Genomic DNA, 17,537 nt, shown 5'->3' on the forward strand with positions numbered 1-17,537 from the left:
ATTGCTCGCGAAAAAGCCCGACGAATCGGGAGCAGGACAGAGATGGAGCTGCCCCAGGGCCTTTCAAGGCCGCCGCCGGAAAAAATTTCATCGTGCCGGAGCCGGACACCCACGTCCGCGTGAAGACTGCGCGTCGCGTGCGGTGCGGCATCCCCACAGGGGAATCCTCGACATTTGGTGATCCGCGTCGCACTGTCAGATATCTGACGTTCATTTACGACAAAGTGTCACTGGATCGGCCTTAGGCTCGGCCGCGCATTCCCAATCACAAGGAGTAGTCGATGCGATTGCTGTCCCCGCTTGCCGCCGCCTGCCTGCTGGCGCTGGCCGCCGCGCCGGCCCAGGCCGAGGTCTTCATCAACGAACTGCACTACGACGACAGCACCCCGGCCGGTGACGTCGGCGAAGCGATCGAGGTCGTGGCCACGGCCGGCGAGGACCTGTCCGGCTACCGCCTGTACCTGTACAACGGCGCCAACGCCTCGGCCGCGGTGGTCTACGCCAACAACCCGGTGCCGGCCGGCACCGCCGCCGGCTGCGGCAGCGCCACCATCGCGGTGGTCAACTACCCGACCAACGGCCTCCAGAACGGCCCGAACGACGGCATCGCCCTGGTCGATGCCAGCGGCAAGGTGGTCCAGTTCCTCAGCTATGAGGGCGCCATCACCGCTTCCGGTGGCCCCGCTGCCGGGATGACCAGCCAGAACATTCCGGTGGCCGAGACCAACAGCACGGCGCCGGGCACCTCGCTGCAGCTGACCGGCAGCGGCAGCCAGTACGCGCACTTCACCTGGGCCGAGTCGGCCAGACAGACATTCGGCAGCTGCAACAACGGCCAGACCTTCAGCGGCGGTGGCACCCCGGGCCCGAACACGCCGCCGTCGGTGTCCACCACCACCCCGGCGCAGGGCAGCACCACCTTCCCGGCCGCCGCCGATCTGGAAGTGGTGTTCAGCGAGACGGTGAACCTGGCCAGCGGTGCCTTCGCGCTGAGCTGTGGCACCTCCGGCAGCGTGCCGCTGACCTTCCCGGCCAGCGGACGCAGCGTGAAGCTGTCCACCAACACCGCGCTGGTGGCCGGCGAGGCCTGCCGCTTCGACATCCGCGCCGGGCGCATCACCGACCTGCAGGGCGCGCATCCGGCCGCCGACAGCCGCATCGCCTTCACCGTGGCCAGCACCGGCGGCAATCCCGACCCGGGCAACCCGGGCGTGCCGGCCGGCTACTACGCGAAGGTGAACACCTCCAGCCCCAGCCAGCTGCGCTGCTCGCTGCATGCCACCATCAAGGGCCATACCGCGTACCCGTACAGCGGCTCGGGCACCAGCACCTGGACCATCCTGGAGATTGCCGACGAGGATCCGAACAACAGCGGCAGGATCCTGGATGCGTACCGCAACCGCAGCTACGCCAAGGTGACCGATCGCGCCGGCAGCGGCAGTGGCCTGAAGTACAACCGCGAGCACACCTGGCCGAACTCGCTGGGCTTTGCCAGCACCACCGGTGACAAGGGCCTGCCGTATGCGCCCTACACCGACACCCACATGCTGTACCTGACCGACGCGCAGTGGAACGCCGACCGTGGCAACAAGCCGTTCGCCAAGTGCGACGCCAACTGCGGCGAGCGCGCCACCGAAGCCAACAACGGCCAGGGCGGTGGCAGCGGCGGCTACCCCGGCAATTCCAACTGGGTGCGCACGCCGGACGGCAACGCCGGCACCTTCGAGGTGTGGGGCAAGCGCAAGGGCGACATGGCGCGTGCGGTGATGTACATGGCGATCCGCTACGAAGGCGGCAAGGATGCGGCCACCGGCCAGTCCGAGCCGGACCTGGAGCTGACCGACGACCGCAGCAAGATCGTCAAGACCAGCAGCTCGCCGGCCTACATGGGCCTGCTTTCGACGCTGATCGATTGGCACCTGTCCGACCCGCCGGATGACGCCGAGCGCTCGCGCAATGACGTGATCTACTCGTTCCAGGGCAACCGCAACCCGTTCATCGACCACCCCGAGTGGGCCACCCCGGCCCTGTTCACCTCGGCCAAGCCGGCCACCTGCCAGCTGGCCAACTGACCGCGCAACGCAGCGGTGCACTGCTGCCGCCGGGCCCTGGCCCGGCGGCGGCCCTATACTCGACGGTCATGTCGACCCTCGATCCCGTCCTGCTGCTGTTGACCACCTGCCCGGACCGGGCCAGTGCCGAGCGCATCGCGCACGCGCTGGTCGGCGAGCGCCTGGCTGCGTGCGTGACCCGACTCGATGGCGCGCAGTCGACCTACCGCTGGCAGGGCGAGGTGACCACCGACAGCGAGCTGCAGCTGCTGGTGAAAACCACCGCGAGCCGCGTCGATGACGCGATTGCCCGGATCGTCGAACTGCATCCGTATGAACTCCCGGAGTGCATCGCGGTCGAAACCCGGGCCGGCCTGCCGGCGTATCTGGACTGGATCCGGGCACAGACCCGGGAGGACACTGATTGAAGACTCTGTTTGCGCGTGGCGCCGCCTTGTGCGCCCTGTTGTGGCTCTCGTTGCCGGCCTTCGCGCTGGATGAGAAGGACCTGCTGCCGGTGGACCAGGCGTTCGCGCTGACCGCCACCGCCCCCGAACGTGGCCAGGTGCAGCTGCAGTTCAAGATCGCACCGGGCTATTACCTGTATCGCCACCGCACCAGCGTCAAGGCGGACCCCGCATTCAACGCCGGCACGCTGCAGATGCCCAAGGGCGACAGGCACCACGACGATTTCTTCGGCGAGGTTGAAACCTATCGCGAGCGCCTGCAGGCCACCCTGCCCGGCACACCCACCGATGCGGCCGGCACCATCAGCGTGGAAGTGCGCTACCAGGGTTGCGCCGATGCCGGTGTCTGCTACCCGCCGCAGAAGCGCGTGGTGCAGGTCACCCTGCCGGGCGGCGGTACGCCGGCTGCGGCACCCGCGGCGCGTACCAGTGCCGGCAACCCGTTCAACAATCCGCTGGCCGGTGCCGGCAGCACGGGCGGCCTGCGCCTGCCGGGTGCGGCCAGCAACAGCCAGGCGCTGCCGCTGCCGTCGGAACAGGCCTTCGGCTTCGATGCCATCGCCAGCGACGGCAACACCCTGCTGCTGCGTTTCAGCCCGGCCCCGGGCTACTACCTGTATCGCGACCGCACTTCGCTGAAGCTGGAAGGCAGCGCCGGCGTGCTGGCTGACAAGCCGCGTTGGCCGGCCGCGCAGTCGCATCGCGATGAACATTTCGGCGATGTCTCGGTGTACTTCAACCAGGTGGAAGTGCCGCTGCCGCTGCGCCGCACCGTCAGCGAGGCGGTCGACAGCACCCTGGTGGTGACCTTCCAGGGCTGCCAGACCGATGGCATCTGCTACCCGCCGATGACGCGCCGGGTGAAGCTGTCGATTCCGGCCGGCAAGGCCAACGCCAGCGCCGACCAGGCACCGCCGCGCAACGAGGTGATCAGCCCGCTGGCCGCTGGCAGTGGCGCCCCGCGCGAAGCGGCCAACGGCGCTCCGCTGCGCCTGCTGCCGACCGTGCCCAACGACGGAGCTGCCCGCCCGGCCGCCGCAGGCGCTGAGGGCGCAGGCAATGAATTCGCCACCGATGCGCAGGGTGACAACGCGCTGCGCACGCGCCCGCCGGCGACCACCCCGAACCCGGACCGTTCATTCGTCTGGGTACTGTTGCTGGCGCTGGCCGGCGGCCTGGTGCTGAACCTGATGCCGTGCGTGCTGCCGATCCTGTCGCTGAAGGTGCTGAGCCTGGCGCAGAGTGGCGAAAGCCCGCAGCGCGCGCGCAGCCATGCGCTCTGGTACACGCTGGGCGTGCTGGTCGCGTTCGCGGTGATCGGCGCGCTGATGGTGGGCCTGCGCGCGATCGGCAACGCGGTCGGCATCGGCTTCCAGCTGCAGCATCCGGGCGTGGTGGCGACGCTGGCCTACATCATGTTCGCGGTGGGCCTGAGCCTGTCCGGCGTGTTCACCCTGGGCGGCGGCATCGGCAACCTCGGCCAGTCGCTGGCCAGCCGCAGCGGCCCGGCCGGTGATTTCTTCACCGGTGCGCTGGCCTGCGTGGTCGGCAGTGCCTGTGTCGGCCCGTTCATGGGCGGTGCCATTGCCTACGCCTTCATTGCCCCGCCGTTGAAGGCGATGACCGTGTTCCTGTTCCTCGGCCTGGGCCTGGCCCTGCCGTTCCTGCTGATCGGCTTCGTGCCGGCGCTGGCGCGCCGCCTGCCCAAGCCGGGCCCATGGATGGAAACGCTCAAGCACGTGCTGGCCTTCCCGATGTATGCCACCGCGCTGTGGTTGCTGTGGGTGCTGGGCAAGCAGCGTGGCGTGGATGGCATGGCGCTGGTGCTGGGCGGCCTGCTGCTGCTCGCCTTCGGCCTGTGGCTGTTCGAGCGCAACCGCTGGACCGGCTCGCGCGCGGTGACGCTGCTGGGCGTGCTGCTGGCCATCGGCGCACTGGTGCCTGCCTGGGGCGTAACCCAGCTGGCAGCGCCGACGCGTGCCGCACAGGCGGCCAGCGAGAACGTGGTCGAGTATTCGCCGCAGCTGCTGGACCGCCTGCGCGCCGACAACCGCGTGGTGTTCGTCAACATGACCGCCGACTGGTGCGTGAGCTGCAAGGCCAATGAGCGCGCGGTGCTGTCGCGACCGGAGTTCAAGGACCTGCTCAAGCGCACCAACGCGGTGTACATGCGCGGCGACTACACCAACGTGGACCCGCAGATCACCTCGTTCCTGGAAGAGCACAAGGCGGTGGGCGTGCCGCTGTATGTGGTGTACGGCCCCGGCGCACCGCCGACCGTGCTGCCGACCCTGCTGACCCAGGCGGTGGTCGAGGAAGCGCTGCTGCGCACCGCACGATGAAGTGGCAACGGCCAGCGCTGCTGTGGACAGCGGTGCTGGCCGCCGGCCTGGGCCTGTGGGCCGGGCATCGACTGACGCCGGCGCCGGTGGCATCGGCTACATCACCGGCCGCTCCCGCCAAGCTTTCGCTGCAGGCGGGCGATCCGATGCCCGCGCTGTCGCTGCCCGACCTTGAAGGACGCGCACTGGATCTGCGCCGGCACTTCGCCGGCCGCCCGCTGTTGATCAACGTGTGGGCCAGCTGGTGCGCGCCCTGCGTGGAAGAAATGCCCGAACTGGCTCGTTTCGCCCACCTCCAGAGCAGCGACGGCGTGCAGGTGCTGGGCCTGGCGCTGGACACCCCGGACGACGTGCGTGGTTTCCTGCAGCGGGTTCCGGTGGACTACCCGATCGTGATCGAGACCCCGGGCCCGCGCGATGCCAGCGTACAGCTGGGCAATACGCAGGGCCTGCTGCCCTACAGCGTGCTGTTCGATGCGCAGGGGCGGATGGTCAAGGCGAAGCTGGGGCCGTTCGCCCACGGCGAGATCGACGGCTGGGTGAAGTGAGGGTTCGGCAGGGTTGCACCCTGCACCTGCAGAGGCCACCGCAACAGCCAGAGCCAAAGCGGCTTTCTGTGGGATGGCGGGGCGGTGTGGCTGTGCAGGACACGCCGTAAACCCGTCCATGGGGGCTCGATGGCGCCATCCATGGCGCCAACGGTCCTGCACAGCCACACCGCCCCACCTCCGACAGATTCCTGCTGCGTTGGGGATGAATCTCCATCGAAATCGAATATTTCGACAATTGAACGAAAAGCATCCACGCATGGCGTGGATCTACGGCAGGTCGCGGGAATCTGTCGAAGGCGGGGTGGGTCCGGTTGCGGGGGTGTCCGCGGCATGGATGCCGCGGCCAAGCCCCCAAGGGTGAGGGCGCTTTGCTTGCGAAGCACTGCTTCGCAAGCGCCCGAACGCACAGCCGCCAGCGGCTGGGCCGGACCCCGGAGGGGGGTTTACGGCGTCCCCCGCAACCGGCCCCCCCCCGCCATCCCACGGATAGCCCGCTTTTGACGTTGACGTTGACGTTGCCTCGGCGGGTGCCGGGCGCAGCCCGGCCGATACCCCCCGCTTGACCGCAGCCAGGGGGCCACGGAAAATTCCGCGACTAATTCTCATTTGCTGTTGCGCAGGATGCGGGCGGCAGCCTTCCAGGCCCTCCTCCTTCGATGTTCAAGAACATCCTGTTCCAAGTGCACTGGCTGCTGGGCATCACCGCCGGTGCCATCCTGGCCGTGATGGGCCTCAGTGGTGCCGTGCTGTCCTTCGAGGACGAACTGCTGCGTGCGGCCAACCCCGGCTTTGCGGCCATCGCCGAACACCACGCCGACAGCCAGCTTCCGCTCACGCTCAGCGAGCTGGTGCCGCGGCTGCAGGCCGGCAGCGAACGCCCGCTGCAACGCCTGCGCGTCGACGCCACCGGGCAGCGGCCGTCGGTCGCGCGCTTTGCCGGCGGCAAAGAGCATTGGGTGTATTTCGACCCGTACAGCGGCGAGCGCTTCAGTGCCCTGCGCGGCCAGGCGTTCTTCGATTTCGTCGAAGACCTGCATCGTCATCTCGCGGCCGGCGAACGCGGCAAGTGGATCACCGGCAGCTGTGCGATCGCGCTGCTGTTCTTCACCCTGTCCGGGCTCTACCTGCGCTGGCCACGGCGCTGGTGGCACTGGCGCAGCTGGCTGGCGGTGGAGTGGAAACGCAGTGGCCGCGGTTTCCTGTGGAGCCTGCATTCGGTGGTCGGCACCTGGGTGCTGTTGATCTACCTGATGAGCGCATTGACCGGCCTGTGGTGGTCGTTCGACTGGTACCGCAGCGCCGCCAACAGCGTGTTGGGCGTCGCGCCGGCGGCCAAGCATACGGTGGCCATCGATGCCCCGCTGGACCTGCAACGCGTCGAAGCCACGCTGTATGCCTTGCCCGGCGTGCGCACCGGCTTCATCGACCTGCGCTTGCCGGAAAAACCGGGCCAGGCGCTCAACGTGCGGGTGATGGCCGGTGATCCGTCGCAGCGCGGAGGGCACCATGATCGCGCGCATGATCTGCTGCAGCTGGACCCGGCCAGCGGCGCGGTGCTCGATTCCCGCCCCTACGATCGCCAGGGCGCGGGCGGCCAGCTGGCCACCAGCGTGTTCGCGCTGCACTCGGGCAGCTACTTCGGCCTGCCCGGGCGCGTGGTGGTGATGCTCAGCAGCCTGGGCATGAGCCTGTTCTTCATCACCGGCTGGATGTTGTACCTGGATCGCCGCCGCAGCCAACGCGCGGCACGCGGGCTGCGCCAGTCGCTGCCGATGCCAGCCGCCACCGATGGCCATGGCGCGCCGTGGCTGGTGGTGCATGCCAGCCAGAGCGGCCTGGCCGAACAGCTCGCATGGCGTGCGGCCGCGCAGCTGCAGGCGGCCGGTAGCGCGGTGCAGGTGCTGCCGTTGTCGCGCATCGATGCCGCGAAGCTGCAGGCCACATCGCAGGCGCTGCTCGTGTTGAGCACCTTCGGCGACGGTGAACCGCCGGATGCGGCCCGACGCGCGGCACGCCTGTTGCTCGCGCAGGCACCGGACCTGTCGGGGCTGCAGTTCGGCCTGCTCGCGCTGGGGGATCGCCAGTATCCGCACTACTGCGGCTTCGGCCGCCAGGTCGATGGCTGGCTGACCGGCAACGGTGCACGTGCGCTGTTCGCGCGCATCGATGTCGATGCCGCCTCGGTGCCGGCCCTGCGCCAGTGGCAGCTGCAACTGGGCGCACTGACCGGCATCGCCACCGATGACAGTGTGCTGCCGCCCGCAACGCGGATGCACGACTGGCGCCTGCTCGGCCGCGACCGCCTCAACCCGGGCAGCGTCGGCGGCGCGATCTGGCGTATCCGTCTTGCCGCCCCGGCCGATGTGCAGTGGCAGGCCGGTGACATCCTGCATATCGCGCCCCGCCACAGCGCGCGGCATGCGGGTGCCGTGCTGAAGGCGCATGGACTGGATCCGCTGCAACCGCTGCTGGTTGACGGCGCGCCGCGCACGCTGCTGGCGCTGGCCAGCGAACGCGAGCTGCCGGACGCCGATGCCGCGTTGCCCGTGCAGGATGCCTGCCTGTGGTTGTCCGGGCTGCCGATGCTGCCCGGCCGCGAGTACTCGATCGCCTCCGCCGCGCACGACGGCGAGGTGGAGCTGGTGGTCAGGCTGGTGCAGGACGCCGTCGGTCGTGCCGGGCTGGGTTCGGGCTGGTTGTCGCTGCATGCGCCGATCGGCGCCAGCGTCGTGGCCCGCGTGCATCACAATCCAGGTTTCCATCGGGTGCCTGCCGCGCCGATGGTGCTGGTCGGCAACGGCACCGGCATCGCCGGCCTGCGCAGCCTGCTGCGCGAGTCCGCGCATGCAGGCGAGCACGGGCACTGGCTGCTGTTTGGCGAGCGCCAGCGCGCGCACGACCTGCTGTTTGCCGACGAGATCGAGGCCTGGCAGGCGCAGGGCCATCTAGCGCGGGTGGACCTGGCGTTCTCGCGCGATGGCGGAGGGGGCTATGTGCAGGATCGCCTGCACGCCGCCGCCGATGTGCTGCGCGACTGGATGCAGCGCGGCGCGGTAATCCACGTCTGTGGCTCGCTGCAGGGCATGGCCGAAGGCGTGGACCAGGTGCTGCGCACTGCGCTGGGCGATGATGCGGTGGAAACGCTGCTGGAGAACGGGCGCTACCGCCGCGACGTGTACTGAGTCACAAGCGGAGTGCCGGCCGCTGGCCGGCATGATCATGGACGTGCCGGCCAGCGGCCGGCACTACCGGGGCAGGATCAGGCCGCGGCGCGGGCCTGCCGCGCCGGCTGCAGGCGGAACGCTCCCACCGCTTCGGCCAGGGCATGCACCTGCGCCTGCATCTGCGCAGTCGAGGCACCGGCCTCTTCCACCAGGCTGGCATTGCGCTGGGTACTGGCTTCCATCTGCACGATGGTCTGGTTCACCTGTGCGATGCCGGCATGCTGGTCCTGCGATGCGCTGCGGATGCCGGCCAGCAGGTCCGCCAGCTGCTGCACGCTGCCGACGATCTCGCCCATCGTGGTGCCGGCCTGCTCGGCCTGCTGGTTGCCCTGACCGACACGCGCCACCGAATCCTCGATCAATCCCTTGATCTGCTTGGCCGCCTCGGCACTGCGCTGGGCCAGCAGGCGCACTTCCGCGGCCACCACGGCAAAGCTGCGGCCCTGTTCGCCGGCACGCGCCGCTTCCACCGCTGCGTTCAGTGCAAGGATGTTGGTCTGGAAGGCGATGCCATCGATCAGCTGGGTGATGTCACCGATCCGCCGTGAGGCTTCGCTGATGCCGTGCATGGTCGCCACCACCTGGCCCACGGCGTCACCGCCGCGCTGGGCCACCGCTGCCGCACCCTTGACCAGCGCATCGGCGCGACCGGCCGCGTCGGCATTGCGGCCCACGGTGTCGGTCAGCTCATGCATCGACGCCGCGGTTTCCTCCAGGTTGGCCGCCTGCTGCTCGGTACGCTGCGACAGGTCGTGGTGGCCAGCGACGATCTCACCAACGCCGGTATCCAGGCTGGAGGTGGCCTGCTGGATGCGGGTGACGATGCGGCCCAGCTGCGCGACGGTGGCGTTGGCATCGTCGCGCATGCGCGCGAACACGCCCTGCAGGTCGCCATCCATGCGCACGCTGAGGTCGCCGCGTGCCAGCGCGGCCAGCAGCGCCTGCAGGTCGCCGAGATTGGTTTCAAAGGTCGCCAGCAGGCGGTTGATGCTGGTCGATAGCGTGCGCACGAAGCCCTGCTTGGCGTCCAGCACGATGCGACCGTGCAGGTCACCGTGCGCGGCGGCGTCGACCAGTGCAGCCACTTCGGTTTCGAGCAGGGTTTCCAGTGCGCGGCTGCGCCATTCCACCGCCACACCGAGGAACTGTCCTTCGTCGGTGATGGGATTGGCGATCAGCTGGTAGCGGACGCCGTCTTGGCCGATCTCGCGTTCTTCGCGCTGGCGTACGCCGGCCAGGCTGGCCAGCGCCGGATGCAGGCGCACCGCTTCGCTGGCCACGAGCGCGTCAGCCTGCAGGTCCAGCTGCTGCAGCAGCGCCGGGTTGGCATAAGCCACCAGCCCTTCGGCATCGATCACCATCAGGCCGGTCTGTGCGCTGTCCAGCGCCTGGCGCACGCGGGTATTGCCGCGCGCCACCGCGCGCTCGGTCTCGATGCGCGCACGCAGGCGCTGCTGCATGTCGACCAGGCGCTGGGCGAGCTGGCCGATCTCATCATTGGCGTTGTACACGCGCAAGGTGGTGTCCAGGCGGTCGTCCGCGATATCGCTGGCGAAGCGCAGGGTGTCCTGGATCGGCTGGCGCACCGCGCGCAGGACCAGCACCAGGCTGGTGATCAGCACGCCGGCAACCAGCAGCAGGGTCAGCGCGAACAGTACGCTCATGGCGCGCGTGCCGGCCTGCTGGCGCGCCTGTGCCTCGGCCAGCGCCGCCACCTGGGCCTGCTGGAAGGCGGCCAGTGCCGGCGCCACGCCGGCGGCGGTATCCAGCAGCGACTGCGCCTCCACATCCAGGCCGACGCGGGCGGCGGTGTAACCCAGCAAGGCGACCTGATAGGCCTCCATGCCGCTGCGCAGGGCGTCCTGCACATCGGTGGACAGGCCGGCCAGCGCGAGGTCGAACGGCAGCTTCTCTTCGCTGGCACGGTCGGCATGGGCAGAGTCACCGTCGAGCAGCAGCAATGCTTCCTGCCGGCGCATCTTCTGCAGGGACAGCGCCAGCAAGGGGCGCTGCAGCGCATCGACCTGCGCCTGCAGGGTGTCGGCGGCCTGCTGCAGCTGCGCGGCAAGGCCGGCATCACCCCGGCCCATCTCGTCGACCCGTTCGAACAGGGCCGCGACGCCCTGAGAGAATGCGTCCGCGGCTTCGGTCAGCACCTGTAGTGCCTTGCGCCGCCCGGCATCCATCGGTATCGCGCGCAGCGCCTGCAGGTCGGCCTGCAGTGCCTTCTGTGTGGCCAGCAACTGGTTGCGGTCAGCATCATCGAAACTGCGGGCATACTGGGTCTGCAGGCGCCGGGCTTCGGCCACGCGCGTGGCCAGGCTGGCGGCCAGGTCGCTGCCGCGCTGGTAACGGGCCTGATTGCGTGCGGCCTGTGCGCTGGCGTGGCCGGTCCAGGCGTAGACTGCGGCGATTGCCACCAGGCCCAGGCCACAGACCCAGAGGGTTGCCTTGAGCTTGTTGGCTACGCTGAGCCGGTGCGGCTGCAGCCACAGCAGCAGGTTCGACGACAGCACGCTCGACGACAGCACGCCGGGCGACGCCGCGCGCAGGCGGGCCAGATGCGTGCGCAGGGACCGGAGGTGGGGAACGACGGCCGACATGACAGACTCCAGGCGGAAGGACGCACCTGTATCGGCTGGATTCCCGGCAACTTTAGGCCCGTTTTCGTGCCACTGCGACGCTCGCGGGCGGACGCGGCCTTTGTACCGGGCACAGGCGACGGGGGCATGACACCGGCGCTGCGCTTGACCTCAACCCCGGTTGGGGGCGCACAGTGGACGTCCCTCCCCTGCCCGGTGTCCGCATGACGACGCTCGATATCCCCCGCTACCTGCAGCGCCTGCAGCTGGATGCACCACCCCCGCTGACCCTGGCCGGCCTGTCACTGCTGCAGCAACGCCATAACGCGCTGCTGCCGTTCGAGACGCTCAGCTGCCTGCTGCGTGACGCGGTACCGATCGACCTGGACAGCGTGCAGCGCAAGCTGCTCGACGAGCGCCGGGGCGGTTACTGCTTCGAACTCAATGGCGGCCTGCTGGCGCTGCTGCAGGCGCTGGGCTTCGATGCCCAGCCGCTGAGCGCACGCGTGCTGCTGGCGGCACAGGATGGCGAGCTGACCGCACGGACCCATCTGCTGCTGCGCGTGCATGTGGAAGGCGAGGACTGGCTGGTCGATGCCGGCTTCGGCAGCCTGACCCCCACCGTGCCGCTGCGCCTGCACGACACCGCACCGCAGGCCACGCCGCACGAGCGCTACCTGCTGCAGCGGCTGGGCGATGACGGCGATTTCGTGCTGTCAGCCGAATCCAGCGATGGCTGGCGCGCGATGTACCGCTTCGACCTGCAGGCGCCTGCGCCGATCGACAACGTGGTGGGCAACTGGTACGTGTGCACCCACCCCGACTCCAGCTTCCCGGGCCAGCTGCGCGCGTCGCTGACCGGGCCGGACTGGCGCCGCACCATCGGCAGCGGCAACTACACCGAGTACCGCCCGGGGCAAGCGCCGGACAAACGCCCGCTGCACGATGTCGGTGACGTGCGCGAGGTGCTGCAGCAGCACTTCGGCCTGCAGCTGCCGGATGACCCGCGGCTGGACCCGGCGATCAATGACTGGCTGCAGCGCTCGCGCGCCGCAACACCGTAGCGTCGAGCTTGCTCGACGGAGGCGTTGGTAGCGCCGTCAACAGCAGTCGAGCAAGCTTGACTCTACAGAAGCGAGAGCGGCGGTGTTGGCCGGAATGATGCCGACGGCATATGAGCGCGTAGCGTCGAGCTTGCTCGACGGAGGCGTTGCTAGCGCCGTCAACAGCAGTCGAGCAAGCTCGACGCTACAGAATCGCGCGCGCCTGCAGCGCGATGCGGTTGCCTTCGCTGTCGCGGATCTCGGCCACGCGCCAGTCGCCGGCGTCGGCCGGGCCGAAGCGCAGTTCGGCGCCGGCCTGCAGCGCACGGTCGAGGCTGGCCTCAAGATCATCGACACCGATATAGAGGCGCGCGCCCTGTTCGGAGGGCTGGTAGTCCGCCCCCTGCACCAGCGACAGGCTGGCACCCGTCGCGTCATCCGAGAACGGCAGGTAGGCCATGTGGCAGTCATGCAGCAGGATCGGCTCGTCCACCACCACCTGCAGCCATTGCTGATAGAAGGCGATGGCACGAGCCAGGTCACTGGCGGGGATCTCGACATGCAGGATCGGGTTCACGGGTTTTCCTCGCGCGGCGCAGTCAGATGATGCGCAGGGTAATCGCCTTCAGTACCGCACGGGTACGATCGCGGGTACCAAGCTTGTCGAGAATGGCGGAAACATAGTTCTTCACCGTGCCTTCGGCCAGGAACAGGCTGCGCGCGATCTCCTTGTTGCTGTAGCCGCCAGCCAGCAGGCGCAGGATCGCCACTTCGCGTTCGCCGAAGGTATCGCTGGGAGGCGCTTCGTCGTGAAAGCGGTAGCGGGCGCGTACCGGCTCGGTGCTGACCGGCATCAGCAGCGTCTCGCCCGCGGCGACGCGCTCGATCGCCTCGCGCAGGTCGGCAGGCGCGGCGTCCTTCAGCAGGAAGCCCTGTGCACCAGCCTCGCTGGCACGCAGCAGCAGGTCGCTCTCATCGAAGGTGGTCAACAGCAGCAGCGGCGTGGCATCGCCACGTGCGCGCAGCTGGCGAAGCGCTTCGATGCCATCCAGGCCCGGCATGCGGACATCACTGAGCACCACGTCCACCGGCTGCGTGAGCAGCGCATCGAGTAGTGCCTGGCCGTCCTCGGCCTCCAGCACCACCTCCACCCCCAGCCCCTGCAGCAGCGCACGCAGGCCGGCGCGGACCAGCGCCTGGTCGTCGGCCAGGGCAACACGGATCGCGGCGCCGCTCATGCCGGCAACCATGCGGTCAGGTGCATGCCGCCCTGTGCGGTGCGCGCGAGTTCCAGCCGGCCATGCACCGTGGCCAGGCGCTCACGCATGCCGGCAATGCCGTTGCCTTCGCGGATGCGTTCGGCACGCTGGCCGTCATCATGGATATCGATGCGCAACCGGGAATCCTCTTCGTTGATCGTCAGCCATACGGTGCCTGCGTTGCCATGCCGGGCCGCATTGGTCAGCGCTTCCTGCACCAGCCGCAGCACAGTCTCGGCCATCAGCGGATCGGTCACGCGCACGCCCTCGCCGATCCGCAGTTGCAGCTTCGGCCGTGGGAAGGGTGCGGCCAGCGCGTGCAGTGCGGTGGCCAGATCGAGGCCGCGATCATCGCGCATCGATTGCACCACCTGGCGGATGTCAGCCAGCAGTTCGCCCGACAGCTGCTCGGCCAGCACCAGGCCGTCGCGCCCGGCCAGCGCAGGATCAGCCGCCAGCGCACGCAGGTTCAACCGCATCGCGGTGAGCTTGTGGCCCGCTACATCGTGCAGTTCGCGCGCCAGGCGCAGGCGCTCGGCATCGCGGGCGCTGTCGGCCAGCAATGCGCGCGTGGCCAGAAGATCCGCGTTGACCCGGGCCAGGTCATCGCGGGCCAGGGCCGTGCTGCGTGCGTAGTGTGCGGTCAGTGCGGCGAACGCCTGGAAGCCGCCGTACAGCAGCACCACCAGCAGCGGCTGGCTGAAGCCACTGTGGCGCAGCACCGCATACATCGCCAGGTTGGCCAGCAATGCGACACCCAGCACGAAGCGCGTCGGCCAGTGCTCGGCCAGCTGTGCGACCAGCACCACCAGCAGCACAGGGGCGGTGCCGGTGCGCGGCTGCAACGCGACCAGGGCAATCGCCAGCAGCGCCTGCAACACGGCAGCGACCGCGCGCACACGCGACGGCATCGACGCCCAGCCATGCAGCACGAACAGCAACAGGAACCCAGCAAGCAACAGCAGGCTGGGGGCGGCCTCGCCGCGCTGCACCGCGAATGACAGGCCGACCACCAGCACGGTCACCAGACCGGCAAGGCTGAGCGGACGCAACAAGTGGCGGAGCAGGCTGGGCATGGCCAGATGCTGACGGCCGCGCCTGCCGTCGGCAATGGGTCCAGCGCAGAAAGTGACTTCTGGCACGTCGAATCGATGACCACTGGCCCTGAAACCGGCCCCACGCCCCGCGCAGACTGGCCCCACACCGCAGCACACCGCCCACTTCCGGAGCCACTGCCATGATCCGTACCGCCCTGCTCAGCACCGTCCTGACCGCCCTGGCCCTGGCCGGCGGCGCCCACGCCGCCGATCTGGCCGTGACCGTACACGATGTCCGCGTGCAGACCGGTACGCTGCGCGTTGCCCTGGTCGACAACGCCACCGCCTGGGACGGCAAGGCTGCGCCCGTGGAGGCGCAGCAGGCCAGGCCCAGTGGCGACAGTGCCCACTTCGTATTCAAGAACGTGCCCGCAGGCAGCTACGCGGTGCTGCTCACCCACGACGAGAACGACAACGGCAAACTCGACACCAACCTGGTCGGCATGCCGGTGGAAGGCTATGGCTTCAGCAACAACCCGCAGGTGATGCGCAAGCCGACCTTCGACGAAGCGCGCGTCAACGTGCCGGCCGCCGGCGCCGCCATCGACATCACCCTGCGCTGATTCCTGCATCCAGACCCGAGGCCATCATGGACCGTCGCCGCTTCCTTCGTACCCTGCTCAGCAGCAGTGCCTGCCTGGCGCTTGGCGCCACCGCCCTGCGCAGCGCACCCGCCTTCGCCGGCGACCCTGCGCACTTCGCGCAGGGCCTGCAGGAGCACCCGTGGCTGCTCGGCTGGCGCAGCGTCAGCAGCGAAAGCCTCGGCCCGGCCACCGTGCAGCTGCAGGGCCGGCTGCCGGCCGGGCTGGCCGGTACGCTATACCGCAACGGCCCGGCCTGGACCGAGCGCGATGGCTTCCGCTATGACCACTGGTTCGACGGCGACGGCATGGTGCATGGCTGGCGCTTCAACGGCGATGGCAGCCTGACCCACCACGGGCGCATGGTGGCCACACCGAAGTTCAGCCGTGAACAGAAGGCCGGCCGCTTCCAGTACCCGGCGGCGGGCACCAGCGTCCCCGGTGCACTGGCGGTGCGCAACAATGACGATGCCAACGTCGCCAACACCTCGGTGACGATGATCAACGGCCGCCTGTTCGCGCTGTGCGAATCCGGCTCGGCGTTCGAGGTGGATCCCGATTCGCTGCAGACTCTCGGCCCGGTCACCTGGCGCCCGGACCTGGCCGCGCTGCCATTCTCCGCGCATCCCCTGCCCGACCGCGATGGCAGCGTATGGAACTTCGGCTCGATCAGCCTGATGGGGGGCCACGGTCTGCTGGTCTGGCACATCGGCAAGGACGGTCAGCTGCGCAGCGCCAACGTGATCGAAACGCCCGAGCATGGCTATCTGCATGCCTTCGCGATGACCGGACAGCATCTCGTTTTCGTGCTGATGCCGTTCGACTTCACCGGCACCGGCGGCAGCTTCTTCGAACGCATGCAGTTCGCACCGCAGCGCGCGGCGCGCATCGCGGTGGTCGCCAAGGATGCGCCGGACAAGGCGCAATGGTTCGAGGCGCCATTCGCAGCGATCTACCACTTCGGCGATGCGTTCACCCGCGACGGCGGCATCGTGCTGCGCGCGGTGCGCCACGACGACATCAACGAAGCGCGCTCACCGATGAAGGAAGCAATGGCCGGCGATGGGGCACATGCGGCCAATAGTGGTGCCAGCCTGGTCGAGCTGCACCTGGACCTGCGCCGTGGCCAGGCGCGCTGGGAGTCGCTGGGCATCAGCGCGGTGGAGTTTCCGCTGTTCGATCCGCGCTCGGCCAACACCCGTGGTGCGCGGCTTTACGCGCCCACCATCGATGGTCCGGCCAACGCGCCCTACTTCAACGCCGTGGCTGCATTCGACATCGAGCGGGGCCGCCGCCAGTTGTGGCACTACGGGCCGGACATCATGGCCGAGGAACACGTATTCGTACCGCGTCCGGGCAGCCGCAACGCCGACGACGGCTGGCTGATCGGCACCCTGCTCGATCCGGTGAACACGCGCAGTGGCCTGGCCGTACTCGATGCGCGTCACCTGGACGATGGCCCGATCGCACAGGCCTGGCTGCCCTACGCGGTGCCGCTGGGCTTCCACGGCACGTTCGCCGCGCGCGGCTGAGTGCACGCCGCACGGACACCGGCGCTGGCATGCTGGGGTTCCCCTTCCTGCGGAGCCCGGCATGTCCCTGGCAGACCATCGAAACGCGCTGGCACCGCAGGGATTCCTGCGCGTGGCGATCAACCTGGGCAATCCGGTGCTGGCACAGGGAGACGCGCGTTCGCCGCGTGGCCCCACGCTGGAACTGGCCACCGCATTGGCGCAACGGATGGGGGTGCAGGCCCGCTTCACCTGTCACGACGCAGCAGCCTCGGTGGTTGCTGCGGCCAACCAGGACGAATGGGACCTGGCCTTCCTGGCGATCGATCCGGCGCGGGCGGGCCGCATCGCCTTCAGCGCGCCGTATGTGGAGATCGAAGGCACCTACCTGGTGCGTGCGGACAGCCCGGCGCAGCAGGTGGCCGACCTGGACCACGATGGCCTGCGCATCGCGGTCGGCCGCGGCGCGGCCTACGACCTGTTCCTCAGCCGCGAGCTGCGCCACGCCAGGATCGAACGCGCCGACACCTCCGCGGCCGCCATTGACCTGTTCGACCAGCAGCACCTGGATGCTGCCGCCGGCGTGCGCCAGCCACTGGAAGCCTGGGCGCGGTCGCATCCTGGCCACCGCGTGCTGGCCGATCGCTTCACCGTGATCCAGCAGGCGGTGGCGGCGCCAGCCTCGCGCTCGGCCGATGCGTTGCAGGCACTGTTCGAGGAAGTGCAGGCGATCAAGGCAGGCCCATTGCTGGGCCAGGCCTTCGCCCGGGCCGGGCAGGAGGTCACGCTGGTGCGGTGATTGCAGCGCACACGCAGTCGAGCATGGCTC

Annotated in this window: 13 protein-coding genes; 9 read left to right on the top strand and 4 right to left on the bottom strand. The window is 69.1% G+C overall.

What is annotated here, in order from left to right:
- Positions 1-281 precede the first annotated feature (281 nt).
- The 5 genes from K5L94_RS19815 to K5L94_RS19835 all read left to right on the top strand — a co-directional run bounded on the left by K5L94_RS19815 (position 282) and on the right by K5L94_RS19835 (position 8,593).
- Positions 282-2,072: an endonuclease gene (locus tag K5L94_RS19815; RefSeq protein WP_274511203.1), complete on the top strand. Its 1,791-nt coding sequence runs from the start codon at positions 282-284 to the stop codon at positions 2,070-2,072.
- A 68-nt stretch (positions 2,073-2,140) separates the two neighbouring features.
- A complete protein-coding gene (cutA, locus tag K5L94_RS19820) occupies positions 2,141-2,479 on the top strand; it encodes a divalent-cation tolerance protein CutA (RefSeq protein ID WP_197584133.1) in 339 nt (112 codons plus the stop codon).
- Complete coding sequence (locus K5L94_RS19825) at positions 2,476-4,860, top strand: protein-disulfide reductase DsbD domain-containing protein (protein WP_274511209.1); 2,385 nt, start codon at positions 2,476-2,478, stop codon at positions 4,858-4,860. Before cutA ends, K5L94_RS19825 begins: the two co-directional genes overlap by 4 nt.
- A complete protein-coding gene (locus K5L94_RS19830) occupies positions 4,857-5,408 on the top strand; it encodes a TlpA family protein disulfide reductase (RefSeq protein WP_053450928.1) in 552 nt (183 codons plus the stop codon). The genes K5L94_RS19825 and K5L94_RS19830 overlap by 4 nt, the downstream gene beginning before the upstream one ends.
- Positions 5,409-6,067: 659 nt before the next feature.
- Complete coding sequence (locus tag K5L94_RS19835; RefSeq protein WP_274511210.1) at positions 6,068-8,593, top strand: sulfite reductase flavoprotein subunit alpha; 2,526 nt, start codon at positions 6,068-6,070, stop codon at positions 8,591-8,593.
- Positions 8,594-8,670: 77 nt separating this feature from the next.
- Here the strand turns inward: K5L94_RS19835 and K5L94_RS19840 are convergent, their stop codons facing one another.
- The gene (locus K5L94_RS19840; RefSeq protein WP_274511211.1) at positions 8,671-11,238 is read right to left on the bottom strand and encodes a methyl-accepting chemotaxis protein; all 2,568 of its coding nucleotides are present in this window, start codon (positions 11,236-11,238) and stop codon (positions 8,671-8,673) included.
- A 203-nt stretch (positions 11,239-11,441) separates the two neighbouring features.
- On the opposite strand from K5L94_RS19840, the gene K5L94_RS19845 reads away from it, so the two are divergent.
- Positions 11,442-12,281 (top strand): arylamine N-acetyltransferase family protein, encoded by an 840-nt coding sequence (locus tag K5L94_RS19845; protein ID WP_053450931.1) that lies wholly within the window; start codon positions 11,442-11,444, stop codon positions 12,279-12,281.
- 184 nt (positions 12,282-12,465) lie between these two features.
- On the opposite strand, the gene K5L94_RS19850 is transcribed toward K5L94_RS19845, so the two are convergent.
- The 3 genes from K5L94_RS19850 to K5L94_RS19860 are packed head-to-tail and all read right to left on the bottom strand — an operon-like array spanning position 12,466 to position 14,595.
- Positions 12,466-12,837: a VOC family protein gene (locus tag K5L94_RS19850; RefSeq protein WP_053450932.1), complete on the bottom strand. Its 372-nt coding sequence runs from the start codon at positions 12,835-12,837 to the stop codon at positions 12,466-12,468.
- A 22-nt stretch (positions 12,838-12,859) separates the two neighbouring features.
- The gene (locus K5L94_RS19855; RefSeq protein ID WP_274511212.1) at positions 12,860-13,498 is read right to left on the bottom strand and encodes a response regulator transcription factor; all 639 of its coding nucleotides are present in this window, start codon (positions 13,496-13,498) and stop codon (positions 12,860-12,862) included.
- Positions 13,495-14,595, bottom strand: coding sequence for a sensor histidine kinase (locus K5L94_RS19860; protein ID WP_274511213.1), 1,101 nt, complete (start codon positions 14,593-14,595; stop codon positions 13,495-13,497). Before K5L94_RS19860 ends, K5L94_RS19855 begins: the two co-directional genes overlap by 4 nt.
- A 161-nt stretch (positions 14,596-14,756) precedes the next feature.
- Here K5L94_RS19860 and K5L94_RS19865 point away from each other — a divergent pair, with 161 nt between their 5' ends.
- The 3 genes from K5L94_RS19865 (at position 14,757) to K5L94_RS19875 (ending at position 17,507) form a co-directional block, all read left to right on the top strand.
- On the top strand, positions 14,757-15,179 hold the full coding sequence (locus K5L94_RS19865; protein ID WP_274511214.1) for a DUF2141 domain-containing protein: 423 nt from the start codon (positions 14,757-14,759) through the stop codon (positions 15,177-15,179).
- Positions 15,180-15,205: 26 nt separating this feature from the next.
- A complete protein-coding gene (locus K5L94_RS19870) occupies positions 15,206-16,729 on the top strand; it encodes a carotenoid oxygenase family protein (RefSeq protein WP_180879941.1) in 1,524 nt (507 codons plus the stop codon).
- 61 nt (positions 16,730-16,790) lie between these two features.
- Positions 16,791-17,507 (top strand): ABC transporter substrate-binding protein, encoded by a 717-nt coding sequence (locus K5L94_RS19875; protein ID WP_274511215.1) that lies wholly within the window; start codon positions 16,791-16,793, stop codon positions 17,505-17,507.
- Positions 17,508-17,537 lie beyond the last annotated feature (30 nt).

It is taken from the genome of Stenotrophomonas forensis (genome assembly GCF_028752115.1).
Taxonomy (GTDB): domain Bacteria; phylum Pseudomonadota; class Gammaproteobacteria; order Xanthomonadales; family Xanthomonadaceae; genus Stenotrophomonas; species Stenotrophomonas forensis.

Excerpts from the sequence above, each read along its gene's own strand:
- K5L94_RS19855 (WP_274511212.1), bottom strand. The coding sequence starts at position 13,498 with ATGAGCGGCGCCGCGATCCGTGTTGCCCTGGCCGACGACCAGGCGCTG.
- cutA (WP_197584133.1), top strand. The coding sequence starts at position 2,141 with ATGTCGACCCTCGATCCCGTCCTGCTGCTGTTGACCACCTGCCCGGAC.
- K5L94_RS19870 (WP_180879941.1), top strand. The coding sequence starts at position 15,206 with ATGGACCGTCGCCGCTTCCTTCGTACCCTGCTCAGCAGCAGTGCCTGC.
- K5L94_RS19815 (WP_274511203.1), top strand. The coding sequence starts at position 282 with ATGCGATTGCTGTCCCCGCTTGCCGCCGCCTGCCTGCTGGCGCTGGCC.
- K5L94_RS19840 (WP_274511211.1), bottom strand. The coding sequence starts at position 11,238 with ATGTCGGCCGTCGTTCCCCACCTCCGGTCCCTGCGCACGCATCTGGCC.
- K5L94_RS19875 (WP_274511215.1), top strand. The coding sequence starts at position 16,791 with ATGTCCCTGGCAGACCATCGAAACGCGCTGGCACCGCAGGGATTCCTG.
- K5L94_RS19835 (WP_274511210.1), top strand. The coding sequence starts at position 6,068 with ATGTTCAAGAACATCCTGTTCCAAGTGCACTGGCTGCTGGGCATCACC.
- K5L94_RS19845 (WP_053450931.1), top strand. The coding sequence starts at position 11,442 with ATGACGACGCTCGATATCCCCCGCTACCTGCAGCGCCTGCAGCTGGAT.
- K5L94_RS19865 (WP_274511214.1), top strand. The coding sequence starts at position 14,757 with ATGATCCGTACCGCCCTGCTCAGCACCGTCCTGACCGCCCTGGCCCTG.
- K5L94_RS19860 (WP_274511213.1), bottom strand. The coding sequence starts at position 14,595 with ATGCCCAGCCTGCTCCGCCACTTGTTGCGTCCGCTCAGCCTTGCCGGT.
- K5L94_RS19830 (WP_053450928.1), top strand. The coding sequence starts at position 4,857 with ATGAAGTGGCAACGGCCAGCGCTGCTGTGGACAGCGGTGCTGGCCGCC.